The organism is Pseudonocardia sp. (assembly GCF_029263155.1).
Classification (GTDB): Bacteria; Actinomycetota; Actinomycetes; order Mycobacteriales; family Pseudonocardiaceae; genus Pseudonocardia.
This window is the reverse complement of sequence record NZ_JAJCYB010000131.1, coordinates 167,815-185,207: the sequence shown is the minus strand read 5'-3', so window position 1 is coordinate 185,207 and position 17,393 is coordinate 167,815. Positions and strand designations below refer to the sequence as shown.

Below are 17,393 nucleotides of genomic sequence, written 5' to 3'. Positions count from 1 at the left end.
CATCGACGACATCCGCATCACCGCCGAGGCCGGCGCCGACCTGTCCTACGACTTCGTCAACCGCCCCGCCTACCACCACGCACTGGCCACCGGCGACACCGAGTTCCTGCGCCTGACCCTGCGCACCTCGCTGGAGCTGGGTGTCGAGCCCGCGTCGCTGGTGCACGCGCTGCAGAACCACGACGAGCTCACCTACGAGCTCGTGCACTGGGACGCCGGGCACCGCGACGACGTCTACACCTTCCGCGGCGAGGAGGCCACCGGCACCGAGCTGGCCGCGGCCGTCCGGGCGGACCTCGTCGAGCACCTCACGGGCGACGCGGCCCCGTACAACCGGGTGTTCACGACCAACGGGATCGCCTGCACCACCGCGTCGGTCATCACCGCGGTGCTCGGGTACCACGACACCGCGGCGCTCTCGGCCGACGACGTGGAGCGGGTCCGGCGCGCGCACCTGCTGCTGGCCATGTTCAACGCCTGGCAGCCCGGCGTCTTCGCCCTGTCGGGCTGGGACCTGTGCGGCATGCTCACCGTCGACCCGGCGAAGGTCGCTCCGCTGATCGCCGACGGCGACACCCGCTGGATCCACCGCGGCGCCCACGACCTGATGGGCTACGACCCCGACGCCACGGTGTCCGCGTCGGGGATGCCGCGCGGGGTGTCCCTGTACGGCACGCTGCCCGACCAGATCCGCGACGAGACGAGCTTCGCGCGGCGGCTGGCGAAGATCCTCTCGGTGCGCCGGGAGCACGGGATCGCGGTGGGCCGGCAGGTGGACATCCCCGACGTGTCGCAGAAGGGCATGCTCGTGCTGGTCCATGAGCTCGACGACACGCAGGGGATGCAGCTCACGGTGCTGAACTTCGCGGCCGAGGCGATCGCCGGCACCGTCCGCTCCGAGCACCTGCCCGCCGGGGCGACCGTCACCGACATGGTCACCGGCGACGAGATCGCCATCGTCGACGACCTGCACAGCTTCGCGATGGAGCTCGACGCGCACCACGGGGTGTCGCTGCTGGTCACGGGCGGCCCGCAGACCTGACCGGATTGCAGCAAGGCCACCTTCACGCAGTCTCGTTGCGTGAAGGTGGCCTTGCTGCAACAGGGCCGGGCCGCAACGGGGCCGGGCCGCAACGGGGCCGGGCTGCAACGGGAGGGCACCATGGGTCGCGTGGACGTCCTGGTTGTCGGTGGCGGGCCCGCGGGGCGCGCGCTGGCCGCGGCGTGCGGGCGGGCCGGGCTCGACGTCGGGCTCCTCGACCCGGCCCCGGACCGGCCGTGGACCGCCACGTACGGCATGTGGTGCGCCGAACTCCCCCCCGACCTGCCGGCCCGGGTCGTCGCGGCGCGCGCCGCGGGCCGGGCCGTCGCGGTGACCGGGCACCGGCTCGGGTGGGAGTACGCCGTACTCGACGTCCCCGCCCTGCGCGCGCACCTCGACGACGGGCTCGCCGGGGTCCGCGTCCACGCCGGGCGCGCCGTGGGGTCCCCGGAGCCCGGCGTCGTCGCGCTCGCCGGCGGCTCGCACCTGCGGGCCGCGGTGGTCGTCGACGCCGGGGGGCGCGCCCAACCGCTGGGCCCGCGCGCGGGTCACCGGCTGCCTGCCGAGCAGACCGCGTACGGGCTCGTGGTCGACGCGACTCTCGCCGCACCGCTCGTGGCGCCCGGTGAGGCGCTGTTCATGGACTGGCGCGCCGACCACGGCGAGCCCGGCTGGCCCACGTTCCTCTACGCGGTCCCGCTGGGCGGGGGCCGGGTGCTGCTCGAGGAAACCTCACTGGCCCGCCGCCCCGGGCTGCCGCTGACGGTGCTGCGCCGCCGGCTGCACGCCCGGCTGGCCCGGCACGGGATCGCTCCCCCGCCCGACGCGCGGACCGAGAAGGTGTCGTTCCCGGTGGACCGGCCCCGGCACCGCGCGGCCGCCTCGCTCGGGTTCGGCGCCGCGGCGCCGCTCGTCCACCCGGCCAGCGGGTTCAGCCTGGCCGCGTCCCTGCGGCTCGCCCCGCAGGTGGCCGCGGCGCTCGCCCGCCACCTGCCCGCCGACCCCGGCGCCGCGCTCGCGCACGCCCGGGCCGGCGTCTGGCCGCCCGCCGCCCGGGCGGTGCACCGCTTCCGGCGGATCGGCCTGGAGGCACTGCTGCGGATGCCGCCCGCCGACGTGCCGGCGTTCTTCGAGGTGTTCTTCTCGCTACCCGAGCGTCACCGCTGGTCCTACCTCACCGCGCGCGACGACGTCCGCGGCACCGCCGCCACCATGGGCGCCCTGTTCCGGGCCGCGGACGGCCCGCTGCGCAGGCGCCTCGTCGCACCGGCCCTGCTGCCCCCGGTGCGCACCAACGAGGCTGCCCCGATCGGGTGAGGACACCGGTGCGGCAAGCGGGTGCTACCCGCAGTAACCTGGGTGCCCCGAAGCCGGAGGAACCCATGACCGCGTACCGCACCATCGTCGTCGGCACCGACGGCTCCGACACCTCCCTCGCCGCGGTCGACCGCGCCGCCGCGGTGGCCGCCGACAGCCACGCCGAGCTCGTCGTCGTGTGCGCGTTCACCCCCGCGAGCCGCGAGGAGACCGCGGGCGCCGAGGACGCGCTGAAGGACGAGGCCTTCCTGGTCGTCGGCTGGACCCCGGCCGAGGAGACGCTGCGCACCGCCGAGGACCGCGCGGTCGCCGCCGGCGCGCCCAAGGTCCGCACGATCGCCGCCGACGGCCCGCCCGCCGACGTGCTGCGGCGGGCCGCCGACGACGCGAAGGCCGACCTGATCGTCGTCGGCAACCGCGGCCTCAACACGCTCTCGGGCCGCATCCTGGGCTCCGTGCCGTCGGACGTGGCCCGCCGCTCCGGCATCGACGTGCTGATCGTGCACACCACCTGAGCGGGACGGGCGGCATCAAGCGCTTCCTGGACGGCGTCGGCAGCCTGCTGTCCGGCGCGGTCGTGCGCCACCTGGCCGGGGACGCGCCGCTCGACGAGGCCGTCGAGGAGATCGTGCTCGGCGCGCCCCGGCGCTACACCCGGGCCGAGCTGGCCGCCGCGGCCGATCTCGACCCCGACGAGGGCAGGCGGCTGTGGCGCTCGCTCGGCTTCGCCGAGGTCGACGACACCGAGACGCTGTTCACCGACCAGGACCTCGCCGCGATCCGGCTGATGACCGGGCTCACCGAGGCCGGCGTGCTGGAGCCCGACGTCCGCGAGGCCGTCGCCCGTGCGGTGGCGCAGTCGATGTCGCGGCTCGCCGAGTGGCAGGTCGGGATGCTGCGGCGCCTGCTCGAGGGATCCGGCGACGGCCTGACCCCGCAGCAGTCGCTGCAGGTCGCCGCGGCCGTCATCCCGGCGCTGGAGCAGCTGCAGAGCTACGTGTGGCGCCGCCATCTCGCGGCCGCGGTGCACCGGATGACCGCCCCGGCCGGCGGCTCGCAGGAGCTCGTGGTCGGGTTCGCGGACATGGTGGGGTTCACGCGCACCACGCGGCGGCGGTCGGTCGACGAGCTCGGCGACCTCATCGAGCGCTTCTCGGCCGCCACCACGGAGGTGATCGCGCAGGGCCGGGGCCGGATCGTCAAGACCGTCGGCGACGAGGTGCTGTTCGTCGCCGACGACGCCGCGGACGCGGCGGGCATCGCGCTGGCGCTGCTGGACCGGGTGCGGGCCGACGACGTGCTGCCCGACCTGCGGATCGGGCTGGCCGCCGGAGCGGTGCTCACCCGCTACGGCGACGTCTACGGCGAGGTGGTCAACATCGCCTCCCGGCTCACGACCCACGCCCGGCCGGACTCGGTGCTCGTCGACCGGGCCGTGGCCGACGCGCTCGCCGCCGACGCGCGCTTCACCGTGCGGTCCCTGCGCCCGGTCGCGGTGCGCGGCTACCGGCACCTGCACCCGTGGCTGCTCGGTCGCCCGGGTGCCCCTTGACCTGAACCCGGGTGCACCGGGCACGGTGAGCACATGGACGTCGACCTCCCCGCCTACCTCGACCGCATCGGCGTCCCCGCCGGACCGCCCGACCTCGCGACGCTGGGCGCGGTCGTCTCCGGTCACACCCGGTCCATCCCCTTCGAGAACCTCGACCCGTTCACCGGGCGCGAGGTGGGCCTGGATCCCGCATCGCTGGACGCGAAGCTGGTGCGCGGCGGGCGGGGCGGCTACTGCTTCGAGCACAACCGGCTGCTGCTCGGCGCACTCGGCGCGCTCGGCTACACCGCAGTGGCCCTCCTCGCGCGGGTCGTGTGGGGCCGGCCGGTCGACACCCCGCCCACCCCGCTGAGCCACCTGCTGCTGCGCGTGGAGCTGCCGCACGGCCCGCACGTCGTCGACGTCGGGTTCGGCGGCAACACGCTCACCGGCGTGCTGGCGCTGGCGCCCGGGGTCGCGCAGGAGACGCCGCACGAGACCTACCGGCTGCGGCCCGACGGTGGCGACCTCGTGATGCAGGTGTCGATCGGCGGGGCCTGGCGGTCGATGTACCGGTTCGACCCGGACGGGGTGCACCATCCGATCGACCACGAGGTGGCCAGCTTCTACGTCTCGCACCACCCGGACTCGCACTTCGTGACGGGGCTGACCGCGGCCCGCGTCGACGCCGACCGGCGCCACGCCCTCGGTGACGCGCGCTACACCGTCCACCATCTCGGGGGCCCCTCGGAGATCGTCGACCTCGGCTCGGTGCGCGAGGTGCGCGACGCGCTCGAACGGCACCTGCACGTCGACACCTCCGGCCTGCCCGACCTCGACACCCACCTCGCGCGCCTGTTCTGAGAAAAAAAGCCGTCCGGTCGATTTCGCTCGGAGCGAACCTTCCGCCCGCGGCGAAACAGAGCCGGATCGTCACCATTGCGGCGATACCGTCCCGCCCATGACGACCGCCCATTCCCGATACGTCCTTCCGTCGTTCGTGGAACGCACGACCTACGGCGTGCAGGAGACCACGCCCTACAACAAGGTCCACCAGCCGGCCGTGGCGGGCATCCGCGGCCAGGCCTAGGACCTGGAGATCCAGGCCGCCGAGATCTCCCGGATGCGCCGGGCGATGGAGGCCGCGCTCGCCCGGCACACCGGGCAGTCGCCCAACCGGATCCGTTCCGACGTCGAGCGGGATCTGTTCCTCACCGCCGAGCAGGCCGTCGACTACGGCCTGGCCGACCAGATCGTGCCCAGCCGCAAGAAATCCTGAGAAGAGGTCACGAGAATGCCGAACGCGATTCCGACCCTGGACGACTCGGTCTTCGACCGGCTGCTGCGCGAGCGCATCATCGTGCTCGGTCAGGAGGTCGACGACCCGATCGCCAACCGCATCGTCGCCCAGCTGCTCCTGCTCGCGGCCGAGGACGCGAGCACCGACATCACGCTCTACATCAACTCCCCCGGCGGATCCGTGACCGCCGGGATGGCCATCCTCGACACGATGCACGCGATCGAGCCCGACGTCGCCACCGTGGCCACCGGGCTGGCCGGCTCGATGGCCCAGATCCTGCTCACCGCCGGTGCGCCGGGCAAGCGGACGGCGCTGCCGCACGCGCAGGTGCTGATGCACCAGCCCTCCGGCGGCGTGGGCGGCGCCGAGTCCGACATCGTCATCCAGGCCGAACGGCTCGGGCTGATGAAGCGGCAGATCGCCGAGTTCATCGCCGGGCGCTCGGGACAGCCCGTGGAGCGGATCGAGGCCGACTTCGACCGCGACCGCTGGTTCTCCGCGCCGGAGGCGGTGGCGTACGGACTGATCGACCGGGTCACCACGTGAGCGGTTCTCAGCGCAGCGAGCGGCGGGCCTCGTTGCGCCGGATCGCGCCGTATGCCGCCGTGCCCGCGAACAGCACCAGGCCCACGACGGCCAGCCAGAACAGCGACTTCACGACGAACCCGACGACCGTCAGCACCACCCACAGCGCCAGCAGCACGAACACGATCCGCATCACGGCAACCACCACCCCACTGCGCCCGGCCCGCGGGTCCACGGGCCGCCCTCGACGCTACGCCGACCGCCCGCCGGGCGCCGCACACAGCGGCCGCTACGGTGGCGCGCATGCACGCGGCGGGAGTGGTGCTCGCGGGCGGGCGGTCGTCGCGGATGGGCACCGCGAAGGCCGCGTTGGAGTGGCACGGGTCCACGATGCTGTACCGGACGGTCGCGTTGCTGGGGCGCACCGTCGACGGCCCGCTGGTCGTGGTCGCCTCGCCGGGGCAGGTGCTGCCGCCGCTGCCGGCCGGCGCCGAGGTCGTCGCCGATCCGGTGGAGGGGCGCGGCCCGCTGGTCGGCATCGGGGCCGGGCTGGCGGCCGTCGCGGGACGCGCACCGGTCGCGTTCGTGTGTTCCACCGACATGCCGTTCCTGCATCCCGCGTTCGTCCGCCGCGTGCTGTCCGCGGTGCGGCCCGGCGTGGACGTCGCGCTCCCCCACGCCCGCGGCTTCCGCCAGCCGCTGGCCGCCGCCTACCGGCCCGACCTGGCCGCGCTGGTGAGGGCGATCCTCGAGGAACACCCGCCCGGCAAGCTCGGCCCGGGGCTGCTGTTCGCGCGCTGCGCGGTCGCCCGTCTCGACGACGCCGCGCTGCTCGCCGACGCCGACGTCGCGCGCCTCGATCCCGACCTCGACTCCGTGCTCAACGTCAACACCCCCGACGAGTACACCGCGGCGCGCGCCCGGCAGGCGGCCGTGGTGCGGGTGGAGGGGATCGGCCCGGTCCGGGCGGCCACCCTGGGCGAGCTGCACCCCACCGGCCCCGTCACGCTCAACGGGGGGCCGGTCGGCACCGACCCGTACCTGCCGATGGTGGCGGGAGACACGGTCCGGTTCGGCTGAGGGACCCGAGGCCGTCGGGGTCACGTCCACGGTCGCGGCATCCGCCGTCGCCGCGGTCGCGCTGGTGTCCCTGCTGCTCCCGCAGCGGCAGGCGGCGCGGGGAACACGACCCACCGCAGCACGCCGTACATGAACACACCCTCGCACGCGCCCGCCACGAGCCGGGACACGTGGTACTGCACGCCCAACGCCACCAACCCGCTGCCCACGCCCAGGATGAACGCCAGGTAGTTGACGACCACCGCCACGACGTAGCGCCCCACCTGCGGGCCCACCGGGGCGTGCGAACGGAAGTTGAGCCACCGGTTGAGCACGAAGCTCAGCCCGAACGCGACGGCGTAGCCGAGGGTCACCGCGACCGGACTCGGCCAGCCCAGCAGGCCGTACATGATCGTCAGGAGCACCAGGTCGACGCCGAAGGTGAACCCGTTGATCAGGCAGAAGCCCAGGAAGCTCGGCGCGACCCAGGCGGGGAGGGGACGCGCGATCCGCGCGCAGAGACCGGCGAACCGGTCGGCCGCGGTGCGGGTGCGGGGTCGCAGGTCGGTCACGCCGCCAGGTTGGCCCAGGCGGGTGGACGGGAGGTTACGTGCCCGGGGGCAGGTTCTGGACGTGCTGGAACCCGAACCGGCCCTTGATGCACAGGTGCCCGTGGGTGACCGAGTGGTCCGCCGGGCTGGTCACGTTGACGATCGAGCCCTGCTGCACGTGCAGCTCCAGGTTGCAGCCGACCCCGCAGAACGAGCAGATCGTGGTGGTGACCGTCTCCTGCTCCGGATGCCAGTCGCCGGCCTCGCGCAGCTCGTGCTCGCGCACGGACTTCAGCGCGCCGGTGGGGCAGACGCCGATGCAGTTGCCGCAGTACACGCAGGCCGAGTCGGGCAGCTCGGCGTCGTACTCGGTGGCGATGCGCGCGTCGAACCCGCGCCCGGCGGCGGCGATCGCGAACGTGAACTGGGCGTCGGTGCCGCAGGCGTTGACGCACTTGTAGCACATGATGCACCGCGAGTAGTCCCGCACGTACAGGTCGTTGTCGATCTTCACGGGCTGGGCGACGGTCTCCGCGGTGGCGCCGTCGGGGGCGTGGTGGTGGCCGGCGTGGCGGCGGTCGCGCTCGCCGTCGGCGGCGGGCGGCGCGGGCGGGCCGTAGCGCCCCGCGTCGACGCCGTAGTCGACCATCCAGCGTGCCACGTCGGCGCTGCTCTGGCTCATGTCCACCGACGACGCCAGCAGCTCCAGCACCATGCGCCTGCTGTGCCGCACCTTCTCGGTGTCGGTCCGCACGACCATGCCGTCCTCGACCGTGCGCGCGCACGACGGCACGAGCACCCGCGAGTTCTCCACCTCCACCACGCAGACGCGGCAGGCGTTGATCGGGTCCATGTTGGGGGCCCAGCACAGCGTGGGGGTGTCGGCCTGCTCGGGAGTGCCCTCGGCGTGCAGCGCGTCGAGGATCGTGGCGTCCTCGGGCACCCGCAGCTCCGCGCCGTCGACGGTCAGGGTGACCATCCGGCGGATCCGGCCCAGCAGCACCGGCCCACCCGTGGTGGGGGCCCGGTCGGGCGCGACCGGGTCGACCGATGTGGGGCCGACCGGCCCGGTGGCGGCCTCGCGCGACGCCCCCTCGCCCGCCCGCGGGCCGTCGCCGACGGTGTCGGTGCCGGGCACGGCCGCGCCCGCTGCGTCGGCCTCGGGAGCGCCGTCGGCGGTGGTGGTCATCGGAGCGACACCTTCCCGTTGCGGGGTGTGGGCACGTCGAGCAGGCCCAGGTCCAGCGCGGACTGCACCGCTGCGGGCGCGGTGTGCCCGAGCCCGCAGATCGACGCGTCCTGCATGACGCGGGCGAGGTCGCCGAGCAGCGTGAGCTCCGGCCCGCGCGGAGCCCCCCGTTCCAGCCGCGCCAGCGACTCCTCCTGGCGCACGGTACCGACCCGACACGGCACGCACTGCCCGCAGGACTCGTCGCGGAAGAACGCGGCGATCCGGCGCAGGGTGGCGGTCAGGTCGGCGTCGGTGTCGAACGCGAGCACCACGCCCGACCCGAGCGTGGCCCCGATCTCGCGCGCGCCCTCCAGCGTGAGGACGACGTCGAGCTGGTCGGGCATGACGAACCCACCCGCGGCGCCACCGAGCAGGATCGTGCGCAGCTCGCCGCGCAGGCCGCCCGCCAGCTCCAGCAGCTCGCGCAGCGTGGTGCCGAAGTCGACCTCGTAGACGCCGGGAGCGCCCACCGCTCCGGCGACGCAGAACAGCTTCGACCCGGTGGAGCGCCCGGCGCCGATCCCGGCGAACGCGGGCCCGCCGATCGCGAGGACCTCCAGGACGTTGTACAGCGTCTCGACGTTGTTGATCACGGTGGGCTTGCCGAACAGGCCCTTCACCGACGGGAACGGCGGCTTGTTGCGCGGCTCCCCGCGGAACCCCTCGATGGAGTTGAGCAGCGCCGTCTCCTCGCCGCAGATGTAGGCCCCCGCGCCGCGGCGCAGCTCGATGTCGAAGGCGAACCCCTCGCCCATGACGTCGTCGCCGAGGTAGCCGCGGGTCCGCGCCGCCGCGATGGCGCGCTCCAGACGGCGGGTGGCCAGCGGGTACTCGCCGCGGATGTAGAGGTAGCCGCGCTCGCAGCCGGTGGCGTAGGCGGCGATGGTCATGGCCTCGATCAGCCCGAACGGGTCGGCCTCCATCAGCACGCGGTCCTTGAACGTGCCGGGCTCGGACTCGTCGGCGTTGCACACCAGGTAGTGCGGGCGCTCGGGCGCCTTCGCGACGCCGTCCCACTTGACACCGGTGGGGAACGCCGCGCCGCCGCGGCCCGTCAGCGACGCGTCGGCGACCTCGGTGATCACCCGCGACGGTCCGAGGTCCACGGCGCGCCGAAGCGCCTGGTAGCCGCCGTGGGCGCGGTAGTCGTCGAGGCTGTCGGGGTCGACGACGCCGACCCGGCGCAGCAGCCGCAGCCCCGGCTGCCCGGCCTGCGGCACGCTCACCGTGACGTCGGCGAAGCGCCGGTCGGCCTCGGCCGCGGTGCCGGCGCCCTCGGCCGCCGCCCGCACCTGCTCGGCCACCGCGGGCGCGTGGCTGAAGTCCGGCTCGCCCGCCAGCTGGAACAGCACCGCCGGGGCCCGCTCGCACAGGCCCAGGCACGGGCTGCGGACGGCGTGGACCCCGCTGCCGTCCAGCGCGCCGAGGATCTCCTCCCCGCCGAACGGCCCGCAGGCGACGTCGTCGCAGACGTGCACGACGCGCGGGTCCTGCGCCTCGGTGGCGAACATCGCGTAGAAGGTGGCCACCCCGTACGCGTCGGCCGGGGGCACCGACAGCCGGCGCGCCACGTGGTTCAGCGCGCCCGGGGAGATCCAGCCGACGGCGTCGGAGACGGCGTGCAGCGCGGGCAGCAGCAGGTGCCGCCGTCCCCGCGCGGCGTGCCCGGCGTCGGCGAAGTGCTCGTCGCCGGTGCCGCCCAGGAAGCCGTCGACCGCGGCGCGCTCGGCGTCGCTGGGTGCCGCCGACGAAATACGAAGATCCACGCTTCTCCCTACTGCCCGTCCGGACCGCTGGCACACACCTTGACGTGGTCGCACGCAGGGCAGGACCGGTGTGCGATCCCCGCAACCTGTGTGCGAGCGGACATCACGTGCCCGCCACCGGCAGGGCCGCCTCGACCCGCTCGATGCGCACCGCCGTGGCCTTGAACTCCGACGTGCCGGACTTGGGGTCCCACGCGTCGTTGGTCAGCACGTTGACGTCGACCTCCTCGGAGAAGTGCGGGGTGAAGCTGGCCAGGCCGGGGCGCAGGCCCGGGTCGAACCAGACCGGGGCCTGCACCGAGCCGCGCCGGCTCGTGACCCGGACGCGGTCGCCGTCGGCGATGCCCAGGCGGGCCCCGTCGGCGGCGTCCATGCGCAGCGACTCGCGGCGGCGCAGCGGCGAGTCGTACCCGCCGGTCTGCACGCCGGAGTTGTAGCCGTCGAGCACCCGGACGGTGGTGAGCCGGATCGGGAACTCGGGGGTCAGCGTGTCGACCGGGGGCACGTGCTCCACCGGCGTGAACGGGGCCGCCTTCCCCCGCGCCTCGCCGGACTCCCACAGGCGGGCGTGCATCAGCGGCGTGCCCGGGTGGTCCTCGTCCGGGCACGGCCACTGCAGGCCGCCGAGCGCGTCGAGGCGCGCGTAGCTCATGCCGTGGTGCCAGTTCAGCGACAGCGACCGGAGCTCGTCCCACACCTGCTCCGCGGTCGGCTCGCCCCAGCTCATCCCGAGGCGGTCGGCGACCGCGCAGATGATGTGCGTGTCCGGACGGGCCAGGCCGGGCGGGTCGATCGCCTTGCGCACCCGCTGCACGCGCCGCTCGGAGTTGGTGACGGTGCCCTCGTACTCGCACCAGTCGGCCGCCGCGGGCAGCACGACGTCGGCCATGTCGGCCGTGGCCGTGCGGAAGATGTCCTGGACGACGAGGTGGTCGAGACCCTCCAGCAGGTGCCGGGCGTGTGTGGCGTTGGCCTCGGACTCCGCCGGGTTCTCCCCGATGCAGTACAGCGCCCGCAGTTGCGCTCTGCCATCGGGCCCCGGCTCCATGGCCTCGAACATCTGCGACAGGTGCATCCCGGGCTCCGGCGGGATCGAGGCGCCCCAGGCCCGCTCGAAGCGGGCCCGCGCCTCGTCGTCGCCGACGTCGTAGCCGCCGGGCAGCTTGGCCGGGATCGACCCCATGTCGCCGCCGCCCTGCACGTTGTTCTGGCCGCGCAGCGGCACCAGGCCGGAGCCGTAGCGGCCGACGTGCCCGGTCAGCAGCGCGAGGTTGATCAGTGCGAACACGTAGTCGGCCGCGTTGTGGTGCTCGGTGATGCCCAGCGTCCAGCAGATCTGGGCGCGGTCGGCGCGACCGTAGGCGTGGGCCAGCTCCCGGATCAGCGCGGCGTCGACGCCGGTGATCTGCGACACCCGCTCCAGGCTGTAGGGCTCGACGGTGGCGCGGTACTCCTCGAAGTGCTCGGTGGACCGCTTCACGAACGCCTCGTTGACCAGGCCCGCGTGGATGATCTCGCGGCCGATCCCGTTGGCCAGTGCGATGTCGGTGCCCACGTCGAGGCCCAGCCAGCCGTCCGCCCACTGCGCGGTGGAGGTGCGCCGCGGGTCGACCGAGTACATCCGGGCGCCGTTCTTCAGCCCCTGGAGCACGTGGTGGAAGAAGATCGGGTGCGTCTCACGCGCGTTGGAGCCCCAGAGGATCAGCAGGTCGGCGTGCTCGGCCTCCTCGTAGGACGAGGTGCCGCCACCCGCTCCGAACGTGGCCGTCAGACCGACGACCGAGGGAGCGTGTCAAGTGCGGTTGCAGGAGTCGACGTTGTTGCTGCCCATCACCGCGCGCGCGAACTTCTGCGCGGTGTAGTTCATCTCGTTGGTGGCCTTCGAGCAGCTGAACATGCCGAAGGCGGCACCCGGGACACCGCGGAACCCGGCAGCGGCACGGTCGAGCGCCTCGTCCCAGCTCGCGGGGCGCAGCTCCCCGCGCTCACGGACGAGCGGCTCGGTGATCCGGACGTGACGGGGGCGGCGGCGCATCGTCGGTCCTTTCGCCTGCAACGGGGTTAGCCTGGAACCCACGATAGTTGATCGTCCGTGTTCTGCGTCACCGGAACGCGTCGTCAGTGGAGGGATCGGGATGGGGCGCCTGAGCGTGCGCAGGCCGGTGGTCCGGATCGGGCCCGACGGCAGGCGCCGCGAGCTGGACACACTGGCCGCCGAGGAGCCGCTGGAGCTGCGCGTCGACGGGAGGCCGCTCTCGGTGACGATGCGCACCCCCGGCCACGACGTCGAGCTGGCCCACGGGTTCCTGCTCACCGAGGGCGTGCTCGGCAGCCCGGCCGACGTGGCCACAGCGCGCTACTGCGACTCCTTCGACGAGGACGGCCGCAACACCTACAACGTCCTCGACGTGGCCCTGGCGCCCGGCGTGGAACCGCCCGACGCGAGCATCGAGCGAAACTTCTACACCACGTCGTCGTGCGGGGTGTGCGGCAAGGCCTCGCTCGACGCCGTGCGGCTCAAGACCCGCTTCTCCCCCGCGGCCGACCCGCTCATCGTCACTCCCGCGCTGCTGCGCGCCCTGCCCGACGGGCTGCGGGCCGCCCAGAAGCTGTTCGACTCCACCGGCGGTCTGCACGCCGCCGGCCTGTTCGACGCCTCCGGTGAGCTACTGGTGGCCCGTGAGGACGTGGGCAGGCACAACGCCGTCGACAAGGTGCTCGGGCGGGCCCTGCTCGACGGGCGGGTGCCCGCAGCGGGCACGGTGCTGATGGTGTCCGGCCGGGCCTCGTTCGAGCTGGTGCAGAAGGCCGTCATGGCCGGGGTGCCGCTGCTGGCCGCGGTGTCGGCACCGAGCTCGCTGGCCGTGGAGCTGGCCGACGACGCCGGGATCACCCTGGTGGGGTTCCTGCGGGGCGACACGATGAACGTCTACGCCCACCCGGCCCGCGTCGCCTGAGCCCCGCCGCCGTCTCGCCGGCACCCCCGGGTTCGCCACGAGCGGAGCCCTCGCCGGGACGTGGCCCGTCGGAGGGATCAGACACGGAAACCGAGGGCGCGCAGCTGCTCGCGACCGTCCTCGGTGATCTTCTCCGGGCCCCATGGCGGCATCCAGACCCAGTTGATCTTGATGTCGTCCACCAGGCCGCCGGAGCCGCCACCGGTCAGCGCGGAGCGGGTCTGCTCCTCGATGACGTCGGTGAGCGGGCACGCGGCGCTCGTGAGGGTCATGTCGATGGTGGCCACGCCGTCGGCGGCCGCGATGCCGTACACCAGGCCCAGGTCGACGACGTTGATCCCGAGCTCGGGGTCGACCACGTCGCGCATGGCCTCCTCGAGGTCGTCCACCGACGGGTTCTCCCCGGCCGCGGCAGGCGGCTCGGGCATCCCGGCCGCGCCGCGGACGACGTCCTCTGTCTCACTCATGCTGTTGCCTCCTTGGAGTCGCCGACCCGGACGACCGCGTCCTTGAACGCCATCCACCCGAGCAGCGCACATTTGACCCGCGCCGGGTACTTCGCCACGCCGGCGAACGCGACGCCGTCGCCGAGCACGTCCTCGTCCGGCTCGACCTTGCCCCGACCCTGCGCCATCTCCTGGAACGCCGCCAGGATACGGAACGAGTCCTCGACCGAGCGCCCGACGACGAGGTCGGTGAGCACCGACGCCGACGCCTGGCTGATCGAGCAGCCCAGGGTCTCGTGCGAGACCTCGGCGACGGTGTCGCCGTCGAGCCGCACGCGCAGCGTGATCTCGTCGCCGCAGGTCGGGTTGATCTGCATCGACTCGGCGTCGAAGGGCTCGCGCAGCCCGGAGCCGTGCGGCGTGCGGTAGTGGTCCAGGATGATCTCCTGGTACATCTGCTCCAGCTGCATCTCTACGCCACCCCGAAGAACTCGCGGGCCGCCTGCACGCCCTGCACCAGCGCGGTGACCTCGTCGGGCGTGTTGTAGACGTGGAACGACGCGCGCGCCGTGGCGGCCACCCCGAACCGGCGGTGCAGCGGCCACGCGCAGTGGTGGCCCACCCGGATCGCGACGCCCCGGTCGTCGAGCACCTGCCCGACGTCGTGCGCGTGCACCCCGTCGACGACGAACGCCACGGCGCCGCCACGGTCCTCGGTGGTGGCCGGACCGACGATCCGGACACCGGGGATCGCCGACAGCCCGTCGAGCGCGAGGGCGGTGAGCTCCCGCTCGTGCGCGTGCACGGCGTCCATGCCGATCTCGTTCAGGTAGTCGACGGCCGCCGCCAGGCCCACGGCCTGCGACGTCATCGGCACCCCGGCCTCGAACCGCTGCGGCGGCGGGGCGTAGGTCGACCCCTCCATCCGCACCATCTCGATCATCGAGCCGCCGGTGAGGAACGGGGGCATCGCGGCCAGCAGCTCGGCGCGCCCGTAGAGCACACCGACCCCCGAGGGCCCGAGCATCTTGTGCCCGGAGAACACCGCGAAGTCGACGCCCAGCTCGGTCAGGTTGACCGGCATGTGCGGCACCGACTGGCACGCGTCGAGCAGCACCAGGGCCCCGACCTCGCGGGCCCGCCGCACCAGCTCGGCCACCGGGAGGACCGTACCGAGCACGTTGGACTGGTGCGCGAACGAGACGATCTTCGTCCGGTCCGAGAGCGTGATCGAGTCGAGGTCGATCCGCCCGTCCTCGGTGACGGCGTACCAGCGCAGGGTGGCCCCGGTACGCCGGCACAGCTCCTGCCACGGCACGAGGTTGGCGTGGTGCTCCAGCTCGGTGACCACGATCTCGTCGCCGGGGCCGATCTCGAACCGCTCCGCGCCGGGGAACCCGTCGGCGTTGTTGATCGAGTACGCCACCAGGTTGATCCCCTCGGTGGCGTTCTTGGTGAACACGACCTCGCCCGGGTCGGCCCCGACGAACGCGGCGATCCGGGCCCGGGCCGACTCGTAGGCGTCGGTGGCCTCCTCGGCGAGCTGGTGCGCGCCGCGGTGCACGGCGGCGTTGTGCTGCTCGAGGAAGCTGCGTTCGGCGTCGAGCACCTGGCGCGGGCGCTGCGCGGTGGCGCCGGAGTCGAGATACACGAGGGGCCGCCCGCCGCGCACCGTGCGCGCCAGTATCGGGAAGTCCCCGCGGATCTTCTGGACGTCCATCAGACGGCGGTTCCTACCGCCGCGCCGGCCTTCGTGAAGCGCTCGTAGCCGTGCTTCTCCAGCTCGTCGGCCAGCTCCGGGCCACCGGACTCCACGACCTTGCCGCCGGCGAAGACGTGCACGTGGTCGGGCGTGATGTGCTGCAGGATCCGGGTGTAGTGCGTGATCAGCAGCACGCCGGTCTCGCCGCTCGCGCGGTAGCGGTTGACGCCGTCGGAGACGACGCGCAGCGCGTCGACGTCCAGGCCGGAGTCGGTCTCGTCGAGCACCGCGAACTTCGGGTTGAGCAGCGCGAGCTGGAGCACCTCCTGGCGCTTCTTCTCCCCGCCCGAGAAGCCCTCGTTGACGTTGCGGTCGACGAACGCCGGGTCGATGTCGAGGTCGCTCATCGCGGCCTTGACCTCCTTGACCCAGGTACGCAGCTTCGGCGCCTCGCCGCGTACCGCGGTGGCCGCCGAGCGCAGGAAGTTGGCGGTGGACACGCCGGGGACCTCGACCGGGTACTGCATGGCGAGGAACAGCCCGGCGCGGGCGCGCTCGTCGACGGTCATCGACAGGACGTCGACCCCGTCGAGGAGGATCTCGCCCGAGGTGACCTCGTAGCGCGGGTGCCCGGCGATCGCGTAGGCGAGCGTGGACTTGCCCGAGCCGTTGGGCCCCATGATCGCGTGGGTCTCGCCCGCGCGGATCGTGAGGTTCACGCCGGTGAGGATCTCCTTGGTGCCGCCGTCGACCGCGATCGAGACGTGCAGGTCCTTGATCTCCAAGGTGGACATGTGGTGGGAACTCTCTCTCGAAGAAGGTCGGGCGAGTCAGATGCCGGTGACGGCGAGCTCGGCCTCGACGGCCGCCTCCAGCCGTTCCCGCAGTTCGGGAAGGGTGATCTTGGACAGGATCTCGCCGAAGAACCCGCGGACGACGAGGCGGCGCGCCGCGTCCTCGGGGATGCCACGGCTCTGCAGGTAGAACAGCTGCTCGTCGTCGAAGCGGCCGGTGGCGCTGGCGTGCCCGGCGCTGACGATCTCACCGGTCTCGATCTCCAGGTTCGGCACCGAGTCGGCGCGGGCCCCGGTGGTGAGCACCAGGTTGCGGTTGAACTCGAAGGTCTCGGTGTTCTCCGCGGCCGCGCGGATCAGCACGTCGCCGATCCACACCGTGTGCGCCCCGTTGCCCTGCAGCGCGTTCTTGTAGAGCACGTTGGAGCGGCAGTGGGGGACGCCGTGGTCCACGAGCAGCCGCTGCTCCAGGTGCTGGTTCGCGTCGGCGTAGCCCAGGCCGAGCAGCTCGGCGTCGCCGCCGGGTCCGCGGTAGTTCACCGTGGACACGATGCGCACCAGGTCGCCGCCGAGCTGCACGGCGACCCCGCGCAGGGTGGCGTCGCGGCCGATCGAGAAGTGGTGCGCGCCCGCGTGCACGGCATCGTCGGCCCACTCCTCGGTGACCACGAGGTGCAGCGTGGAGCCGTCGGCCAGCACGACCTCGAGGTTGTCGGCCAGCGTGCCGGAGCCGCTGTTCTCCACGACGACGGTGGCCACGGTGTGCGGGGTCGTGCGGATCTGCACGTGCCCGGCCGCGGTGGCGCCCTCGCCGGGCCCGGTCACCGTGACGGTGACCGGCTCCGGCGTGCCGTCGAGCGTGACGACCGTGGCCTCGGTGAACGCCGACCACGCGGCCGCGGCGACGCGGTCGGCGGGGACGCCGCCCTCGCCGATGCGGGCGTCGTCGCGGCCGACGGTCTCGACCGTCACGCCCGCCGCGCCCGCCACCGCGACGGTGGGCTTCGCCTCGAACGTCGTGGTCTGGTGCAGCCCCCGCAGGCGACGCTGCGGGGTGAACCGCCAGTTCTCCTCGCGACCGCTGGGGACCTCGAAGGCCGCCACGTCGTAGGAGGTGAACCGCTCGCTCGCGCTGGCCAGGGGCTTGGAGCCCATGCCTTCCTTGGCGCCCT

Annotated in this window: 17 protein-coding genes and 2 pseudogenes; 9 read left to right on the top strand and 10 right to left on the bottom strand. The window is 73.5% G+C overall.

Annotated features, from left to right (window positions below; genetic code table 11):
• The 7 genes and pseudogenes from Q1K26_RS28455 to Q1K26_RS28425 all read left to right on the top strand — a co-directional run.
• Positions 1 to 1,042, top strand: a pseudogene (locus Q1K26_RS28455) (maltose alpha-D-glucosyltransferase); the annotation flags it as partial.
• Between the two features lie 39 nt (positions 1,043 to 1,081).
• Entirely contained in the window at positions 1,082 to 2,359 is a 1,278-nt protein-coding gene (locus tag Q1K26_RS28450; protein WP_300019638.1) for a lycopene cyclase family protein, read from the top strand.
• 65 nt (positions 2,360 to 2,424) lie between these two features.
• Positions 2,425 to 2,874: a universal stress protein gene (locus tag Q1K26_RS28445; RefSeq protein WP_300019636.1), complete on the top strand. Its 450-nt coding sequence runs from the start codon at positions 2,425 to 2,427 to the stop codon at positions 2,872 to 2,874.
• Between the two features lie 62 nt (positions 2,875 to 2,936).
• Complete coding sequence (locus Q1K26_RS28440; protein ID WP_300019634.1) at positions 2,937 to 3,911, top strand: adenylate/guanylate cyclase domain-containing protein; 975 nt, start codon at positions 2,937 to 2,939, stop codon at positions 3,909 to 3,911.
• Positions 3,912 to 3,944: 33 nt separating this feature from the next.
• On the top strand, positions 3,945 to 4,754 hold the full coding sequence (locus tag Q1K26_RS28435; protein ID WP_300019632.1) for an arylamine N-acetyltransferase: 810 nt from the start codon (positions 3,945 to 3,947) through the stop codon (positions 4,752 to 4,754).
• Positions 4,755 to 4,851: 97 nt separating this feature from the next.
• Positions 4,852 to 5,169 (top strand): annotated as a pseudogene (locus tag Q1K26_RS28430) (ATP-dependent Clp protease proteolytic subunit).
• A gap of 15 nt (positions 5,170 to 5,184) precedes the next feature.
• Positions 5,185 to 5,736 carry an ATP-dependent Clp protease proteolytic subunit gene (locus Q1K26_RS28425; protein WP_300019630.1) on the top strand — a complete coding sequence of 184 codons (552 nt, stop codon included), beginning with the start codon at positions 5,185 to 5,187 and terminating at the stop codon, positions 5,734 to 5,736.
• 7 nt (positions 5,737 to 5,743) lie between these two features.
• Here Q1K26_RS28425 and Q1K26_RS28420 read toward each other — a convergent pair whose 3' ends face one another.
• Positions 5,744 to 5,911 (bottom strand): hypothetical protein, encoded by a 168-nt coding sequence (locus Q1K26_RS28420; protein WP_300019668.1) that lies wholly within the window; start codon positions 5,909 to 5,911, stop codon positions 5,744 to 5,746.
• Between the two features lie 107 nt (positions 5,912 to 6,018).
• Here Q1K26_RS28420 and Q1K26_RS28415 point away from each other — a divergent pair, with 107 nt between their 5' ends.
• Positions 6,019 to 6,795, top strand: a complete 777-nt coding sequence (locus Q1K26_RS28415; protein ID WP_300019628.1) for a molybdenum cofactor guanylyltransferase — start codon at positions 6,019 to 6,021, stop codon at positions 6,793 to 6,795.
• Between the two features lie 20 nt (positions 6,796 to 6,815).
• On the opposite strand, the gene Q1K26_RS28410 is transcribed toward Q1K26_RS28415, so the two are convergent.
• The 4 genes from Q1K26_RS28410 to Q1K26_RS28395 all read right to left on the bottom strand — a co-directional run bounded on the left by Q1K26_RS28410 (position 6,816) and on the right by Q1K26_RS28395 (position 12,357).
• Positions 6,816 to 7,346 carry a GtrA family protein gene (locus Q1K26_RS28410; protein WP_300019626.1) on the bottom strand — a complete coding sequence of 177 codons (531 nt, stop codon included), beginning with the start codon at positions 7,344 to 7,346 and terminating at the stop codon, positions 6,816 to 6,818.
• Between the two features lie 34 nt (positions 7,347 to 7,380).
• Positions 7,381 to 8,514 carry a 2Fe-2S iron-sulfur cluster-binding protein gene (locus Q1K26_RS28405; protein WP_300019624.1) on the bottom strand — a complete coding sequence of 378 codons (1,134 nt, stop codon included), beginning with the start codon at positions 8,512 to 8,514 and terminating at the stop codon, positions 7,381 to 7,383.
• Positions 8,511 to 10,322: an NADH-ubiquinone oxidoreductase-F iron-sulfur binding region domain-containing protein gene (locus Q1K26_RS28400; protein WP_300019622.1), complete on the bottom strand. Its 1,812-nt coding sequence runs from the start codon at positions 10,320 to 10,322 to the stop codon at positions 8,511 to 8,513. The genes Q1K26_RS28405 and Q1K26_RS28400 overlap by 4 nt, the downstream gene beginning before the upstream one ends.
• A gap of 103 nt (positions 10,323 to 10,425) precedes the next feature.
• The gene (locus Q1K26_RS28395) at positions 10,426 to 12,357 is read right to left on the bottom strand and encodes a molybdopterin-dependent oxidoreductase (protein ID WP_300019620.1); all 1,932 of its coding nucleotides are present in this window, start codon (positions 12,355 to 12,357) and stop codon (positions 10,426 to 10,428) included.
• A gap of 100 nt (positions 12,358 to 12,457) precedes the next feature.
• On the opposite strand from Q1K26_RS28395, the gene fdhD reads away from it, so the two are divergent.
• Complete coding sequence (fdhD, locus tag Q1K26_RS28390; protein ID WP_300019618.1) at positions 12,458 to 13,279, top strand: formate dehydrogenase accessory sulfurtransferase FdhD; 822 nt, start codon at positions 12,458 to 12,460, stop codon at positions 13,277 to 13,279.
• 77 nt (positions 13,280 to 13,356) lie between these two features.
• Here fdhD and Q1K26_RS28385 read toward each other — a convergent pair whose 3' ends face one another.
• The 5 genes from Q1K26_RS28385 to sufD are packed head-to-tail and all read right to left on the bottom strand — an operon-like array spanning position 13,357 to position 17,376.
• Positions 13,357 to 13,746 carry a metal-sulfur cluster assembly factor gene (locus Q1K26_RS28385; protein ID WP_300019616.1) on the bottom strand — a complete coding sequence of 130 codons (390 nt, stop codon included), beginning with the start codon at positions 13,744 to 13,746 and terminating at the stop codon, positions 13,357 to 13,359.
• Positions 13,743 to 14,195, bottom strand: coding sequence for a Fe-S cluster assembly sulfur transfer protein SufU (gene sufU / locus Q1K26_RS28380; RefSeq protein ID WP_300019614.1), 453 nt, complete (start codon positions 14,193 to 14,195; stop codon positions 13,743 to 13,745). The genes Q1K26_RS28385 and sufU overlap by 4 nt, the downstream gene beginning before the upstream one ends.
• Before the next feature lie 2 nt (positions 14,196 to 14,197).
• Positions 14,198 to 15,445: a cysteine desulfurase gene (locus Q1K26_RS28375; protein ID WP_300019612.1), complete on the bottom strand. Its 1,248-nt coding sequence runs from the start codon at positions 15,443 to 15,445 to the stop codon at positions 14,198 to 14,200.
• The gene (gene sufC / locus Q1K26_RS28370) at positions 15,445 to 16,221 is read right to left on the bottom strand and encodes a Fe-S cluster assembly ATPase SufC (RefSeq protein WP_300019610.1); all 777 of its coding nucleotides are present in this window, start codon (positions 16,219 to 16,221) and stop codon (positions 15,445 to 15,447) included. Before sufC ends, Q1K26_RS28375 begins: the two co-directional genes overlap by 1 nt.
• 36 nt (positions 16,222 to 16,257) lie before the next feature.
• Positions 16,258 to 17,376: a Fe-S cluster assembly protein SufD gene (gene sufD, locus Q1K26_RS28365; protein WP_300019666.1), complete on the bottom strand. Its 1,119-nt coding sequence runs from the start codon at positions 17,374 to 17,376 to the stop codon at positions 16,258 to 16,260.
• Positions 17,377 to 17,393 lie beyond the last annotated feature (17 nt).

Coding starts and splice junctions, on each gene's coding strand:
- Q1K26_RS28385 (WP_300019616.1), bottom strand. CDS start 13,746: ATGAGTGAGACAGAGGACGTCGTCCGCGGCGCGGCCGGGATGCCCGAG.
- sufD (WP_300019666.1), bottom strand. CDS start 17,376: ATGGGCTCCAAGCCCCTGGCCAGCGCGAGCGAGCGGTTCACCTCCTAC.
- Q1K26_RS28405 (WP_300019624.1), bottom strand. CDS start 8,514: ATGACCACCACCGCCGACGGCGCTCCCGAGGCCGACGCAGCGGGCGCG.
- Q1K26_RS28445 (WP_300019636.1), top strand. CDS start 2,425: ATGACCGCGTACCGCACCATCGTCGTCGGCACCGACGGCTCCGACACC.
- Q1K26_RS28375 (WP_300019612.1), bottom strand. CDS start 15,445: ATGGACGTCCAGAAGATCCGCGGGGACTTCCCGATACTGGCGCGCACG.
- Q1K26_RS28415 (WP_300019628.1), top strand. CDS start 6,019: ATGCACGCGGCGGGAGTGGTGCTCGCGGGCGGGCGGTCGTCGCGGATG.
- sufU (WP_300019614.1), bottom strand. CDS start 14,195: ATGCAGCTGGAGCAGATGTACCAGGAGATCATCCTGGACCACTACCGC.
- Q1K26_RS28425 (WP_300019630.1), top strand. CDS start 5,185: ATGCCGAACGCGATTCCGACCCTGGACGACTCGGTCTTCGACCGGCTG.
- fdhD (WP_300019618.1), top strand. CDS start 12,458: ATGGGGCGCCTGAGCGTGCGCAGGCCGGTGGTCCGGATCGGGCCCGAC.
- sufC (WP_300019610.1), bottom strand. CDS start 16,221: ATGTCCACCTTGGAGATCAAGGACCTGCACGTCTCGATCGCGGTCGAC.
- Q1K26_RS28435 (WP_300019632.1), top strand. CDS start 3,945: ATGGACGTCGACCTCCCCGCCTACCTCGACCGCATCGGCGTCCCCGCC.